Origin of the sequence: Aquirufa regiilacus, assembly GCF_032470275.1 — a bacterium.
GTDB classification, from domain to species: domain Bacteria; phylum Bacteroidota; class Bacteroidia; order Cytophagales; family Spirosomataceae; genus Aquirufa; species Aquirufa regiilacus.
Window position 1 is genome coordinate 1151572 of sequence record NZ_JAVNWW010000001.1, and the last position, 14182, is coordinate 1165753.

Consider the following 14182-nt stretch of genomic DNA (forward strand, 5'->3'; position numbering starts at 1 on the left):
ACTAATTAGGGGAAGATGTACTTGAATCAGCTTGTGTTTCTGGTTCACCCATCAATGCATTCAAGGAGTCTAACTCGGAGTCGGAGACTTGTAAGGAGTCCGGCAAAATACTGGTACCTCCACCACAGTCAAAGTCTTTTTTCACAATACGCTTATCTAATTTGTCAAAAGGCGTCGGTTTGTACATCGCCAATAAAGGATCTTTGACAACCTTGATCATAAAACGTTTGTAAATCGGCATAGCGGTTTTGGAACCTTCACCCAACGCACCAGAACGGAAGTGAATCGATCGATCATCTCCTCCGACCCAAACACCTGAAATGAGGTTTTGGGTCATTCCGATGAACCAACCATCCGAGTGATTTGAGGTTGTACCCGTTTTACCCGCAAAATTATGAGCATAGCGGTTATTCCCTTCTGGCAATAAAATGGCACCATCACCCCACAAGAGTGAACTTGCGGTTCCTCCTTCGTGGATGACACCTTCCAACATGTAACGCATCAATTGGGCAGATTCTTTTTTGATCACCCGCTTAGTTTCAGGCTCGAAATTCACGAGAACTTTCCCATTTTGATCCTTGATTTCCGAGATAATCATAGGCTCTACGTGAATACCTTCGTTGACAAAGGCAGAATAAGCGCCAATCATTTCATACAAAGAAACATCGATGGAACCCAAACCGATAGAGGCCACAGGCTTCAATGGACTCTTGATGCCCATGTTTTTGGCATATAATGCAACTGTATCCGGACCCACAAATTCATTGGTTAAACGTGCGGTAACCGTATTCACCGACTTGGCTAAAGCGCGCTTCAGTGGCATCAAACTATACGAAAAGGTACCATCAGCGTTATGCGGAGACCAAATCTTCTTCTCTCCATTTTCCTCAATTTCCAAGGAATAAGGAGAATCCTCAACCGTAAAACAAGGGGATAAATTACGAGGACCATCAATGGCCGCCGTGTAGACAAAAGGCTTGAAGGTAGATCCCGCTTGGCGTTTACTTTGCTTGACGTGATCATACTTGAAGTATTTGAAATCCAAACCTCCCACCCAAGCTTTGATATGACCTGTGTAAGGATCCATCGTCATCATACCCGCTTGCAAGAAACGTTTGTAATAATTAATCGAATCAATTGCGCTCATGGTTTGCTCCTCTTCCCCCAAGGTATTACGCGAATAAACCCACATTTTACGCTTTACATGCTTCATTTGGTACCAAACAGAATCCGGATTATTCGGATAACGGCGTACTAAAGCCTTGTAATATTCCGTGCGTTTGGCCACCGAATCAATAAACCCAGGAATTTCTTTACCAGTCTCATCTACCCAAGGGCTTTGACCTGTCCAATGATTATCGAAGGATTTTTGTGTACTCCGCATCCCCTCTTCCAAGGCTTCTTCTGCATGTAATTGTAAGCGAGAATCTATGGTTGTCATGATTTTCAAGCCATCGCGGTAAAGATCAACTTCCATATCATTTTTCTTCGCCCACTCCTGAATTTCTTTGGCTACGGCAACTTTAAAATAATTCCCTGTTCCATCGTAAGGAGACTCTTCGTTTTCATGCAACACAATGGGCATAGGTGCTAACGAATCATAGGCAGATTGCTTCAGATAACCTGCTTTCACCATCTGCGACAAAACAACGTTCCTACGCTTCCAGGCCTTATTTTCTGCCAAAGGTTTGCCATCGTAACGCTTAGGATTGTAGGTTGTTGTGGCCTTTTGAAGACCTACCAAAATGGCAGCTTCTTGAATATTCAAACTATCTGGTGAAGTATTGAAATACGTTTTAGCCGCGACCTTGATACCATAGGCATTATTCCCATAATCGACCGTATTTAAATACCAAAGTATGATTTCATCCTTGGTATAAAAACGCTCCAATTTAATCGCTGTAACCCATTCTTTGGTCTTGTAGATCAACTTATTCAACCCTGGAATATAACCGAATAGTCCCGTTTTCGTAAAACTTTTCTTGGTACGTGTTTTAAACAAATTCTTTGCGAGCTGTTGGGAAATGGTACTTCCTCCCCCACGATCTCCGCCTTTCACAATGCCCACAGCCACACCTGCCCAAGCTTGGAAGTCAATCCCGGTATGCTCATAAAAACGGGCATCTTCCGTCGCAACCAATGCTTTAACGAGGTAAGGTGAAATCAACTTATAATCGCGAATCGGAGTGCGATTTTCAGCAAAATATTTCCCTAATAGCACACCATCCGCAGAATAAATCTCAGAAGCCTGTGATAATTTGGGGTTTTGAAGGTCATCTACGCTGGGCATTTGACCGGTCAACCAAAATATATTCGTTTCAATTACAAACAAATACACCAATGCGTACAAAAGCGTTTTACCTGCAATTCGCCAAATACGAACAATCGGCTTGTAGTAAGGTGAGTTTTTATCGACACGTGCATCGTAATAGGCCTGAACTTGGTCACGCTTACTAAGGTAAAAAGCGAATGCTTGTTGGTATGCATCCTCCAAACGCCCATATAGCTTCTGCCCCAAAACCTTTTGAGTACCTAGTAAAAGTAGGCCCAAAAGGAATAATATTCCTTGATTGAGCTTAGACTTACAAAGCGAATAGATCTGTTGAATCTTTTGGAACATCATTTATTCTGTTTCTAATTTTTCTAAGATATTCATTAAATCCGTAAAATCCCGGAAACCTGGACGATCTTCATCGCCAGCAACCAAGCCAATGCCCTTGATGGAACTTTGCTCAATCCACTCATCTAAATCTGACTCAGGGATTTCCAAACCCACTAAAATTGGGTATTGTGCTGACCAGATTTCAACGGAGCCTTCCATGCCATCCAAGGATTGTGGACTATCGCCTACTAATAGGAATTGGCTCACATAAGGCGCAGATGCTGCAAATACAGCAGGCAGATTATCTGAATCGATATTGACTCGCAGTATTTTAGGAATCGCAATATCCTGAATAGCTACTAAATTCACCTTTGTATCGATCTCCAATATATCAGGTTGATATTCAGCCACTTTGGCTTTAATGTCCTCGGCTTTATGCGTTGAGAACTCGCCTACGATTTGAACGCCTGCTAACCAATTCCGTATTTCAGTAAATTTTTCCACCGGGATTTGCTCGAGTGGAAAACCTAAAAAATCAACCCCCATACCCGCACAATAGCGCGCATCGGACAAATTAGTAATCGAAGAAACTTTAACGAGCGTTTTTAACATAGGGTTTTTTCATTCGTAGACACAAGAACAAAACTACGCTTTCAGGAAAATATATCCTAACTTGCAGGAAATTTTCAGCAGGCTTTGAACCTGACATAGAATATGGAATCAAAAGGAAGAGTACTGGTCGCTATGAGCGGCGGAATCGACAGCTCGGTCGCAGCTGTTTTGTTACACGAACAAGGATATGAGGTCATTGGAATGACCATGAAAACCTGGGACTATGCGAGTTCTGGGGGAGATAAAAAGGAAACAGGCTGTTGCTCGCTTGATTCCATCAATGACGCCCGCCACATTGCGGTGTCACTCGGTTTTCCACATTACATTTTAGATATACGGGAAGAATTTGGCGATTCAGTCATCGACTATTTCACGCAGGAATATGTGGATGGGCGTACGCCTAATCCATGTGTGATGTGCAATACGCACATTAAATGGGATGCGTTGTTACGTCGGGCCGACCAATTGGGTTGCGAATTCATCGCAACAGGACACTATGCACAAATTCGCGAAGAAGGCGGTCGGCATGTCATTTCCAAAGGCGTAGATGCATTAAAAGACCAAAGCTATGTGCTTTGGGGTGTATCACAATCGAGTTTAGCACGTACCATTTTACCTTTAGGAGGCTTGACCAAAGCACGGATTCGTGAGATGGCTACGGAACGTGGATTTGTTGACCTGGTGAATAAATCAGAAAGCTATGAAATCTGTTTCGTACCGGACAATGATTACCGAGGATTCTTAAAACGTCGCTTACCGGAATTAGAAGCGGAAGTTGCCGGTGGGAATTTTGTTGATGTTGCCGGAAAGGTGATCGGAAAGCACGAAGGCTATCCCTTTTACACGGTTGGCCAACGAAAAGGCTTGGGAAAAGCATTTGGTTTCCCGGCTTATGTGATTGAAATCCGCAAAGAAACGAATGAGGTGGTCATTGGTCAAATCGAAGATCTGAATCGGACGGGTATGTGGGTCGGCCAATTAAACATGCAGAAATATGCAGAGATTCCTGATGCGGGATTGGAAACCATAACCAAGGTGCGCTATAAAGATGCGGGAACGGATGCCATCATTCATCAGTTTGCTGATAAAATTAAAGTGGATTTCCATGATGCGGTTAGTGGCATTGCACCAGGTCAGGCAGCTGTTTTCTATGAAGGAAACGATGTTGTGGGAGGTGGATGGATTCTCAAATCGTACCAACAGGGATCTGTATTCGAAAATTATCAGTCTTTTGAAGTGAAAAACGCGTAAATTGAAGAACGCAGCGGCGTGGAATGACGCTGCCGGGGTCATAGCAGTTTTGCTTCCTCGGGCGTCAATTTCACCTTAATCCGCGGCATCTGAATTACCTCCATGTCGAATATCCGTGCACCATCGATTTTAAACCGAAGGGCAGTTTGTTCGGGATGAAAACCATGTTGACCTGCTGCTCCCGGATTCAAAAAAAGCATATTATTCCGTTTCGCATCGCGTTTCACTTGTAAGATATGTGAATGCCCGCAAACAAAAATCATCGGTAAACCCATGGAGAAAGCCTCCAAAGCATCTGGCTTATAATTCGAAGGGGCGCCTGCAATGTGCGTCATCGCAACGGTCACATCCTCTACGCGAAAGCGTTTAATTTTCGGATACATATTGCGAATCGTCCGATCATCGATGTTCCCATAAACACCCGCAATGGGCTTTCCATAGGCTGCGAGTTTATCGGCTAATTCGACAGAACCCCAATCACCTCCATGCCATATTTGATCACATTCCTTCAAATGTTCATCTAAGCGCGGATCTAAATAACTGTGTGTATCCGAAAGTAATAAAACCTTAACCATTTTATTCCGCGCGTTTATTTTGCAAGGAAATTAAACGACCCGCACTAATCAATTCATTCTTCTTCCAAATGACCTTTTCTTCACTCAAAGCATTTATGACTTTCGCATCTTGCTTGACCCACGCAGGAGATCCTGCATCCTTCCATGCCGAAAACCAGAAGGAGGCGACGCGTGTAGATGCCAACAACATACGATTCGGGATAGAAGCACCCATTTTGGCACCATAAGCTTTTATGAATGCTTTTGTATAGTAACGCTGTTTACGTCCATATTTTTCAACCATTTCAAATGACCCATCCTCCCCTAAAGCTGCGCGAACTTCTTTTTCTGCAGCGAACATCGCAGGAAGCATGGCATGCGATTCCAATAAAATTTGGAAAATAAAATCTTGAGGTTTGGCAATGTATTGAACTCCTTCTACTTGATTCAAGGAATATCCTTGCAATTGAGCCTCGGGAACAAGACTTTCCCACAAAACGTGCATGCCTTTTTGGCCAGTCAACTGTCCATCATGGTTACGCGTCGTATGCAAAGGTACGTGTGCATCTGCAACATAATGACCTAAATCGGCCGCATAAAAAAGAACAGAATCACGCTTCTCAGCCTTAAACGACTCAACCAGGCGACCATAAACACGAACAACTTCCCAGGGTACTAATCCTTCTTTGCGTAAACTATCGATGCCATATTTGGCAACAGCTTTGTTGAAATCATGGGGAATTGATGTTTTATAATCAGATCCAAAAATAGGCGCATCCATATCCAAATAATGCTTTGCATCTTCTTGCTTATCATCTTTTCTGCGAACATCCGGACGAATGGATTGTTGGACAATATAGTCTTGATTCGAATAAAAAAAGCTTCCCAACGCATCAGGCAACGAATAAATAGAAATCTGTTGCAAGGTTTTGTGCGCAAGAAAACCCCAAGAGGCACAAATAATCAGGACGAATACACTAATTTTTTTCATGGTTGATAAAGGATTTTGGCGTTCGGCCATATTGTTTTTTAAATGCTCTTGTAAAATAGGCTGGATCGTTAAAGCCAACCTGATACGCTACTTCGGAAATATTTAAGTTACCCGTTTCCAACAAAACCTTCGCTTGTTGCAATCGGATGGAACGAATAAACTCGTTTCCAGCGAGAGATGTTAGATTTTTCAGCTTCCGGTATAACTGCATTTTGCTCATATCGAGTCCCTTTTCAAGGTCCTCCACATCAAAATCAGGGTCACTTAAATGATCAATGATTAGCTGTGTCGCTTTCAGCAAAAATGCATCTTCAAAAATAGGCAATTTCCCTTCGCTAAATTCTTGTTGGATCATTTGTTTCTGCCAATTTTTGCGTAATCGCTCTTTGGCATCCATCAAGGTATTTACCCTTATTTCAAGAATATCAGCATTGAAAGGCTTGCTTACAAAATCATCCGCCCCGGATTGCATCCCCTCAATCTGACTCTCCTGAGAACTTTTTGATGTCAAAATCACAATAGGTATATGATTTGTTTTTGCATTTTGGCGCAAGGCTCTACACAAATTAATTCCACTCATACCTGGCATCATCCAATCGGTAATAACTAAATCTGGCAAATACGTGTTTGCTTTTTCCAATCCATCCTCTCCCCGATCCGCATAGATTACTTGGAAACGCGAATCAAAAATACCCCCGATGAATTCACGCATTTCGGCATGATCGTCAACAACAAGCAGAATAGGCTTTTCTTGCTGAATGGAATGTACCGCCTGTAAATCCTCAACTGAAACCTTTTGAGTAACTGTAGCCTGAACCCATGTCGGATCAAAAGCCGCTAATTCTACCGGGAAATTCAAAATAAATGCACTTCCTTCGCCCAATTTACTTTTCACCTGAATATCGCCACGATGTAACTGAATTAACTCCTTACACAATGAAAGCCCTACCCCGGTCCCAACCACCTGAACAGCATCGGGAATTTGATAAAAACGATCGAATACATGCGGCAAATGAGCTTCTGAAATTCCTCTACCCGTATCCAACACACGTAAAGTCACCTGACGTACATGGGGTTCCGTACCAATAAAAACCTGTTCCAAATCCAATTCAACACCTATTTTACCATCCTCAGGGGTATGTTTAAAGGCGTTGGACAAGAGATTACTCAAACACTTTTCTATAATATCTGAATCATAATATACCCAAAGCGAGTCAACAGGAAATTCATATTTGAGCTTGATTTGTTTTTGTTGGGCATAACTCTCGAAGCCTTGCAAAATATGTACAAGCTGTGATATCATGTCATGCTTGGCTATGACTGGGTGCTGCTTACCCGCCTCAATCTTAGACAAATCAAGTAGCTGATTAATTAAACGCAGTAATTTCTGCGCATTTTGATGAATGGATTGCAATCTACCTAACTGCTCCTTGGGAATTGAAGCATTCTTTAAGAAATACTTCTCGATGGGACTGATAATCAATGTCAATGGAGTCCGCAATTCATGTGAAATATTCGTAAAAAAGGAAGTCTTAATTTGCTCTAATTCCCTAATACGTTCCTTCTCAATTTCCTTTAAGCGTATATCCGTTTTGAAGGCCTCGCGAATTTGAATTTCCCGCATAAAACCGTAGACAACTGCGACCAAAGCCAAAAAATAAAGCAAATAGGCCCACCATGTGCGATACCAAGGAGGTAAAACTTCGATACGCAATTCTACGGGATTCTCCCCCCACACCCCATCGGAATTTGTTGCCTTGACTTTGAAAATATATGAGCCCGGACTTAGGTTGGTATATGTCGCCGTCCGCTGCGTACCTACAAAATTCCACTCCTTATCAAATCCCTCTAAAAAATAGGCATATCGGTTATTTTTGGGTCTTTGATACTCCAAAGCCACGTAATCCAAACTGAAAACCGATTGATCGGGTTGTAACACCAGTGTTTTCAGATCAGGTAAATCAGCCGTTAAGGGTGAGTTTTCCTCTCCCACCTGAACCGATTTATTGAAAATCTTCAGACCTGTTAGATATACATGGGGAACATCCAATCGCATACGTAAACTATCCGATTTCAAATAGTTTAAGCCATTGACCCCCCCGAAAAACATCCAACCTTGTTTGTTCTTCGCATGTGCCGTGATGATAAATTCTTTCCCTTGTAGTCCATCTGCTTCGTCATAATTAACAAACGCCAAAGACTTCGCGTCCATTTTAGAAATCCCTCCATTGGTCGTAAACCATAAATCCCCTTTCTTATCTTCCTCCATACCGCGCAGGGTATTACTACCAAGTCCATCGGCTACTGTAAACACGCGAAAACCTTTCCCTTCTCCTAGATACAAATGCAAGCCGCCACCGTTTGTCAACACCCAAATACGATGCTGGCGATCTTCCTTAATACAGGTAATGTGATTGTATTTCAGACTATTAGCAGAATTAGTACGCACCAGATGCTGTATTTTTCTTGAATTCGGATCATAAATATAGACGCCATGCATCGTCGTCCCTACCCAAATTTGCCCTTGGCTACTTTTGAGGATACTATTGATATTTTTATTCTTTAATTCCTGTGAACTAAAGTCCCCATAGGGATTATAAAAGCTTTTCGTAGCTAAATCAAAGGCAAATAATCCTTTTGCTTGAGCGCCCAGCAATAATCGATTTTGGTCTAAAAACAGGGATGTCCATTTCATCCCAGCTTCATTATTCCGAAAGGGAAATGGCTGCAAATCATTGGGAGGATTAAAATGAAAAAGCCCTTTGCCCCAAGCACTAACCCAAACGGAACCATCAGGCATTGCTTGTAATAGATTTACATCAAACCCTGTCGTAACATTGAATTTATTCACGACGGCCTGGTTAATCATGTGTTCGACCTTACCCAACTTATGATTAAAAAAGGACAGACCTACATTACTGCCTACCCAAACTCCTCGATCATCACCAGCACTTAAGGAAGTCACCTTATTACTTAATAAACCCTGAAACGTATTCGGTTTATAACGCAACACCGAAAACCGCGACTTTTGGAAGAAACTGATATTCAATCCTGCTTCCCATGTACCTATCCATGTATTGCGATTCGAATCCGTGAACATACTCATGACCGAAAAAGAACTGATTCCTAAATCAGGATCTGGATTTGATGGAATGTGTTTGGGTTGACTAAAATTTTCTCTTTGTAAGGCGTAAATCCCATTATCTGTCCCTATCCATAAATTACCCTTGGCATCTCGGACCAAGGATGACACAATATTTTGCCTACTTAAGGGATCCTTCGCTTGATAAAAGACACGCTTAAACTGTTGATTTTGAGGATTAAATCGAAATAAACCATTCCCCTCGGTACCGACCAGCAAATCTCCATTAGAAGCTTCAAACAAGGATCGAACACGGAAATTACTTGCATTTGATTTAGCTGAAAAATCAAACGGAATAAAACTATGATTGCCTACATAGGAGATTAATTGACCCGTTCTCGTCCCCATCCAAATGGAACCATTCGAATGTTTATACAAACGGACAACCTCTTTCACCAAGGGATTGATGACTTCGGATTCTCCAGGCAAAAAGGTATTATTTTGTGTATCAAATACTAAAATACCAACACCAATCACGGAGGCCAATAAACGATGTTTCCCCACACTCAAGAGTGAGGACATAGTCAAGGATGAAAAATCCACACCTTTGGGACCACGGGTAAAACGCGTTATTTTCCCCGTTTTAAGGTCAACTTTATTAAGGCCCGAGCTACGCGCGGCAACCCATAAATTTCCATCTTGATCCTCAACAACGGATGAAATATCACTCCCGCTCAAGGTATTCGCATCACCCGGATCATGCCGATAAATAACAAAAGAATGTCCATCATAGCGATTCAATCCATCCGCTGTGGCAAACCATAAGAAACCTCTACGATCTTGAATGATTTTAAATATCGTACTTTGAGACAAACCCGAAGCGGTACTCAAACGTTCGAAACGCTGAATGGACTGGCCCCAAACAGGAACACCCAGGCAAAGCAATAACAAGAAACGGATAAAGCTATTTTTCATTCGGGTAGCTAAAATAGAAAAATATTAACAGAGTTCCTGCCGATTTATCCGGACTGGCTTGGAATAAACAAATGTCAATGCATTTCAAATAAGGCCATTTGCAAGATATATCCATGTATTTGTAAGATTTGTCCCATTCCTTCTAGCACATAGCCTGTAGATTTGCAACAAGCTTTGAAAATCAAGGCAATCCGTGTAACGCAGGTAAAGTAATGGTTAAATCATTTATTTCATTCTCAGCCAAAAACGCTGACAATAAATTGCCGAAGTACCAACAACTTATTAATTCGTTGTTGCGCGATATTGAAATGGGGGAATTAAAACCCGGCGAGCGTTTGCCCTCCATCAATGAAGCCTCAGAGGAATGTTATTTGTCGAGAGACACCGTCGAAAGAGCCTACACCGAATTACACAAAATGGGAGTTATTACTTCTATTTTCCGCAAAGGGTATTTCATCTCGGATTCAAAAATAAAAACGAAAACGAAAGTTTTGTTTTTAGTGGGGAAAATTACGAATACCAATAAAGTCGTTTTTGATTCCTTCTGTGAGTCATTAGGCAAAAATGTCATGGTTGACATTTATACGTATCAATACAAAACGAGTCAATTTCAGGAGATTATGTCTCAACAATTGGGCAATTACCATTATTACGTGATCATGCCGCATTTGATTGAGGAAGAGGAAGAGAATATCAAATGTCTGAAGAAGATTTCGGGTGACCGATTAATCTTATTGGACCAAAATTTTAATAGCATTTCACATGCCCATGCGAGTATCGTGACGCAGCCGAAAGAGCAATTAATCGCTTTATTAGAAAACCAACTAAACCTGTTTAATAAGTACCATTCATTTAAGTTAGTTGTCTCGGAAGAAGATTATTTCGACCCAGCGCTGATCAATGGATGTAGTGAATTCTGCGAATCCCAAGGTATGGATTTTCAAGTATTGGATGGCCTCGAATCGGAAGACGTCTGCGAAGGTGTGATTTATTTCACCCTGGACGACCAAGATCTAGTTCGGGCCATCAAATACGCAGAATTAAATAACTTAGAAATAGGCAAACAAGTGGGCTTGATCGCATTCAACGATTCCCATTTTAAAGAAATATTGGTGGGAGGCATTTCTGTACTTTCGAATCAACCGATTCGGATGGGCGAAATGGCGGCCCAACTCATTAACTCAACTGATAAGAGTAGCCATGAACTCGCGCTACTATTTATCCCAAGAAAATCACTTTAGGGTTTAATTTGCAAAAAGGGGTCATGATATTCATGGCCTCATTTTTTTTGCTTGCGCAATATTCCTGCGTATTCCACCTAACTTCGTCCGACTGATCGCTGAATAGCGAAATAAGTTTTTAAATAACTCCTCCGACATATCTTCCCAATCACCTTGAGTCAAACCGAGCATTTCAGGCTTGGGTTCAAAACGGGACTCTTGATGCGCTTTGGCATGTCGGTTCCAAGGACAAACATCCTGACAAATATCACAACCAAAAATCCAATCCTCAAAGCCTTTATTCAGTTCAATAGGAAGGTTTTCTTTCAATTCAATTGTGAAATAAGATATGCATTTTGATCCATCGACCACATAAGGCGTAATTGCGTCCGTCGGGCAAGCATCGATACACCTTGTACAAGTACCACAAAAATCACGTATCGGACCATCGGGCAAGGCGGGAAGGTCAATGATTAGTTCTGCGATGAAATAGAAGCTCCCTTGTTTGGGAATAATCAGGTTGGCATTTTTTCCTACCCAACCAATGCCTGACATTTTTGCCCAGGCCTTTTCCAGCACGGGAGCGGAATCAACGAACATACGGCCTTGAATTTCGCCCAATTCATTTTGCAAATCATCCCAAAGCACTTGCATTTTATCCTTGATAACACGGTGGTAATCTTCCCCAAAGGCGTATTTGGAAACTTTAAATGAATCCGACAAGGGTTGAAATTGAGTGGGAGGAAAATAATTATAGACCAAAGAAACAACTGTTTGAGCGCCGTCAACCAACAAACGAGGATCTAAACGTTTGTCGAAATGATTCGCCATATAGCCCATTTCCCCATGCATTTGTTGGTTCAACCACTTCTCCAAGTGCGGTGCTTCCGCCTCCAAAAAATCCGCTTTTGATATACCACAAAAAGCAAAGCCGTGCTGCTGTGCTAATCGCTTAATGGTATGAGCATTGGAGGAAGCTGTCTGATTCATGTGCCATAAAATTACGAAGCTGTGGGAATTTATGCCAAACTGTCAGAAAATAGTTTTTGGTCTATGATTTGCTTCACCGAAAAGCGTATTAATTTTGCCTTATGAAAAAGAAAGAGAACGAACAGCCAGAAGTAGACGAAACGAAGTTAGATCAAACCGCGGAAGCACAGACGGATGAATCGCCAACAGAAGAGCAAGCGGCGCCAGATGAGTTGGAAGAAATGAAAAAGAAATACCTGCTCTTATACGCGGATTTCGAAAATTTCAGAAAAAATAAAGCCAAGGAACGTATTGAATTATTGCAAACAGCAGCTTCGGGATTGATCACCGAATTATTGCCGAGCATTGATAATTACGAGCGTGCGTTGGCAAATGCACCCGAGGGAGAAATTTCAGAGGGAATTCAATTAATTTTTAAGGGTATTTTAAATACACTGCAAAGCAAGGGCTTGAAAGAACTGCCAGCGAAAGGCGAGGTATTCAATGCCGATTTTCATGATTGCATTACGCAGTACCCAGCTCCTACTGAAGAAGACAAAGGCAAGGTGCTGGATGTACTTGAAAAAGGATATACATTAAACGAAAAAGTCATTCGCTTTGCAAAAGTGGTGGTAGGAAATTAATCAAACAATGGCTCAAAAAAGAGATTATTACGAGGTTTTAGGCGTAGCTAAGTCGGCAAGCGAAGAAGAAATCAAAAAGGCTTACCGAAAATTAGCGGTTAAATACCATCCCGATAAAAACCCGGATGACAAAGAATCCGAAGAGAAATTCAAAGAAGCTGCTGAAGCCTACGAAGTATTAAGTAATGGCCAGAAGAAGGCCCAGTACGACCGTTTTGGTCATGCGGGTATGGGCGGAGCTGCTAGCGGCGGTTACGGTGGCCAGGGAATGAACATGGACGATATCTTTTCTCAGTTCGGCGATATTTTCGGCGGTGGGGATGATAGTCCATTTGGCAATTTCTTCGGCGGTGGAGGTCGCGGAGGACGTCGTCAGCGAAAAGGAACCGATTTGCGCATCAAGTTGAAATTAAACTTGGAGGAAATCGCAAACGGGGTTGAAAAGAAAATCAAAGTAAAACGCCACGTGGCGTGTAAAGTTTGTTCGGGCAATGGCTCGAAGAACGGAACAGATTTAAAAACCTGTGGAACTTGCCAGGGTTCAGGTCAAGTGAAGCGTGTCCAACAAACGATGTTGGGCCAAATGGTTACCTCATCTACCTGCCCTACTTGTTCAGGTGAAGGAAAGAGTGTAGGAGCTAAATGTGATGCTTGCTTTGGCGAGGGTCGCGTATTGGAAGAGGAAATCATCCCAATCAAAATTCCTGCCGGCGTTTCTAACGACATGCAATTGTCTATGTCGGGCAAAGGAAACGTTCCTCCACGCGGTGGTGTAGCCGGTGACTTATTAATCGTGATCGAGGAAGAAGCGCATGAGGTATTGCACCGTGACGGAAATAATGTCATTTATGATTTATATGTTAGCTTCGTAGACGCGGCATTAGGAACGTCTGTCGAAGTACCTACGATTGGTGGAAAAGCGAAGATCACCTTGGAGGCTGGAACACAAGGAGGTAAAATCTTGCGTTTAAAAGGAAAAGGAATCAAAGAATTGAATGGCTATTCCGTTGGTGACCAATTAGTACACATCAACATCTGGACGCCCAAGCAAGTCAACAAAGAAGAGCGTGAGCTATTAGAAAAACTACGTGATTCTGAAAACTTTGCACCGCAACCAGGGAAGTCGGAGAAAGGATTCTTTCACAAGGTGAGGGATATGTTTTCTTAGACATTGGACGTTAGACATTGGACGTTAGAAAGCTTGTAGAGACGCGATACTTGAACTGCACCCAAAAAGTTGGACAACTTATTGGGTGTTTTTTTATGTCTAGAAAAATCAAGT

10 protein-coding genes are annotated in these 14182 nt (G+C 42.1%); 4 read left to right on the plus strand and 6 right to left on the minus strand.

Annotated elements, in window-relative coordinates; genetic code table 11:
- Position 1 precedes the first annotated feature (1 nt).
- Both PQG45_RS05095 and PQG45_RS05100 read right to left on the minus strand, forming a co-directional pair.
- The gene (locus PQG45_RS05095; protein WP_315575214.1) at positions 2–2518 is read right to left on the minus strand and encodes a transglycosylase domain-containing protein; all 2517 of its coding nucleotides are present in this window, start codon (positions 2516–2518) and stop codon (positions 2–4) included.
- Positions 2519–2623: 105 nt separating this feature from the next.
- Positions 2624–3214 (minus strand): N-(5'-phosphoribosyl)anthranilate isomerase, encoded by a 591-nt coding sequence (locus PQG45_RS05100; protein ID WP_315575212.1) that lies wholly within the window; start codon positions 3212–3214, stop codon positions 2624–2626.
- A gap of 102 nt (positions 3215–3316) precedes the next feature.
- On the opposite strand from PQG45_RS05100, the gene mnmA reads away from it, so the two are divergent.
- Positions 3317–4465: a tRNA 2-thiouridine(34) synthase MnmA gene (mnmA, locus tag PQG45_RS05105; RefSeq protein WP_315575211.1), complete on the plus strand. Its 1149-nt coding sequence runs from the start codon at positions 3317–3319 to the stop codon at positions 4463–4465.
- A gap of 38 nt (positions 4466–4503) precedes the next feature.
- Here the strand turns inward: mnmA and PQG45_RS05110 are convergent, their stop codons facing one another.
- Genes PQG45_RS05110 through PQG45_RS05120 form a run of 3 tightly spaced genes read right to left on the minus strand, consistent with a single transcriptional unit; the run spans position 4504 to position 10067 of the window.
- Complete coding sequence (locus PQG45_RS05110; protein ID WP_315575209.1) at positions 4504–5040, minus strand: metallophosphoesterase family protein; 537 nt, start codon at positions 5038–5040, stop codon at positions 4504–4506.
- A 1-nt stretch (position 5041) separates the two neighbouring features.
- On the minus strand, positions 5042–6010 hold the full coding sequence (locus tag PQG45_RS05115; protein ID WP_315575207.1) for a zinc dependent phospholipase C family protein: 969 nt from the start codon (positions 6008–6010) through the stop codon (positions 5042–5044).
- Positions 5997–10067 carry a hybrid sensor histidine kinase/response regulator transcription factor gene (locus PQG45_RS05120; RefSeq protein ID WP_316070379.1) on the minus strand — a complete coding sequence of 1357 codons (4071 nt, stop codon included), beginning with the start codon at positions 10065–10067 and terminating at the stop codon, positions 5997–5999. The genes PQG45_RS05115 and PQG45_RS05120 overlap by 14 nt, the downstream gene beginning before the upstream one ends.
- A 212-nt stretch (positions 10068–10279) precedes the next feature.
- Here PQG45_RS05120 and PQG45_RS05125 point away from each other — a divergent pair, with 212 nt between their 5' ends.
- Positions 10280–11308, plus strand: coding sequence for a GntR family transcriptional regulator (locus tag PQG45_RS05125; protein WP_315575204.1), 1029 nt, complete (start codon positions 10280–10282; stop codon positions 11306–11308).
- Between the two features lie 30 nt (positions 11309–11338).
- On the opposite strand, the gene queG is transcribed toward PQG45_RS05125, so the two are convergent.
- Positions 11339–12277 carry a tRNA epoxyqueuosine(34) reductase QueG gene (gene queG, locus PQG45_RS05130; protein ID WP_315575202.1) on the minus strand — a complete coding sequence of 313 codons (939 nt, stop codon included), beginning with the start codon at positions 12275–12277 and terminating at the stop codon, positions 11339–11341.
- Between the two features lie 101 nt (positions 12278–12378).
- Here queG and PQG45_RS05135 point away from each other — a divergent pair, with 101 nt between their 5' ends.
- A complete protein-coding gene (locus tag PQG45_RS05135) occupies positions 12379–12900 on the plus strand; it encodes a nucleotide exchange factor GrpE (protein ID WP_315575201.1) in 522 nt (173 codons plus the stop codon).
- 7 nt (positions 12901–12907) lie between these two features.
- Entirely contained in the window at positions 12908–14068 is a 1161-nt protein-coding gene (dnaJ, locus tag PQG45_RS05140) for a molecular chaperone DnaJ (protein WP_315575199.1), read from the plus strand.
- Positions 14069–14182 lie beyond the last annotated feature (114 nt).

Bases quoted from the DNA above. Each gene is read 5' to 3' on its own strand.
- queG (WP_315575202.1), bottom strand. From the start codon at position 12,277: ATGAATCAGACAGCTTCCTCCAATGCTCATACCATTAAGCGATTAGCA.
- PQG45_RS05115 (WP_315575207.1), bottom strand. From the start codon at position 6,010: ATGAAAAAAATTAGTGTATTCGTCCTGATTATTTGTGCCTCTTGGGGT.
- PQG45_RS05100 (WP_315575212.1), bottom strand. From the start codon at position 3,214: ATGTTAAAAACGCTCGTTAAAGTTTCTTCGATTACTAATTTGTCCGAT.
- PQG45_RS05135 (WP_315575201.1), top strand. From the start codon at position 12,379: ATGAAAAAGAAAGAGAACGAACAGCCAGAAGTAGACGAAACGAAGTTA.
- dnaJ (WP_315575199.1), top strand. From the start codon at position 12,908: ATGGCTCAAAAAAGAGATTATTACGAGGTTTTAGGCGTAGCTAAGTCG.
- PQG45_RS05120 (WP_316070379.1), bottom strand. From the start codon at position 10,067: ATGAAAAATAGCTTTATCCGTTTCTTGTTATTGCTTTGCCTGGGTGTT.
- PQG45_RS05125 (WP_315575204.1), top strand. From the start codon at position 10,280: ATGGTTAAATCATTTATTTCATTCTCAGCCAAAAACGCTGACAATAAA.
- mnmA (WP_315575211.1), top strand. From the start codon at position 3,317: ATGGAATCAAAAGGAAGAGTACTGGTCGCTATGAGCGGCGGAATCGAC.
- PQG45_RS05110 (WP_315575209.1), bottom strand. From the start codon at position 5,040: ATGGTTAAGGTTTTATTACTTTCGGATACACACAGTTATTTAGATCCG.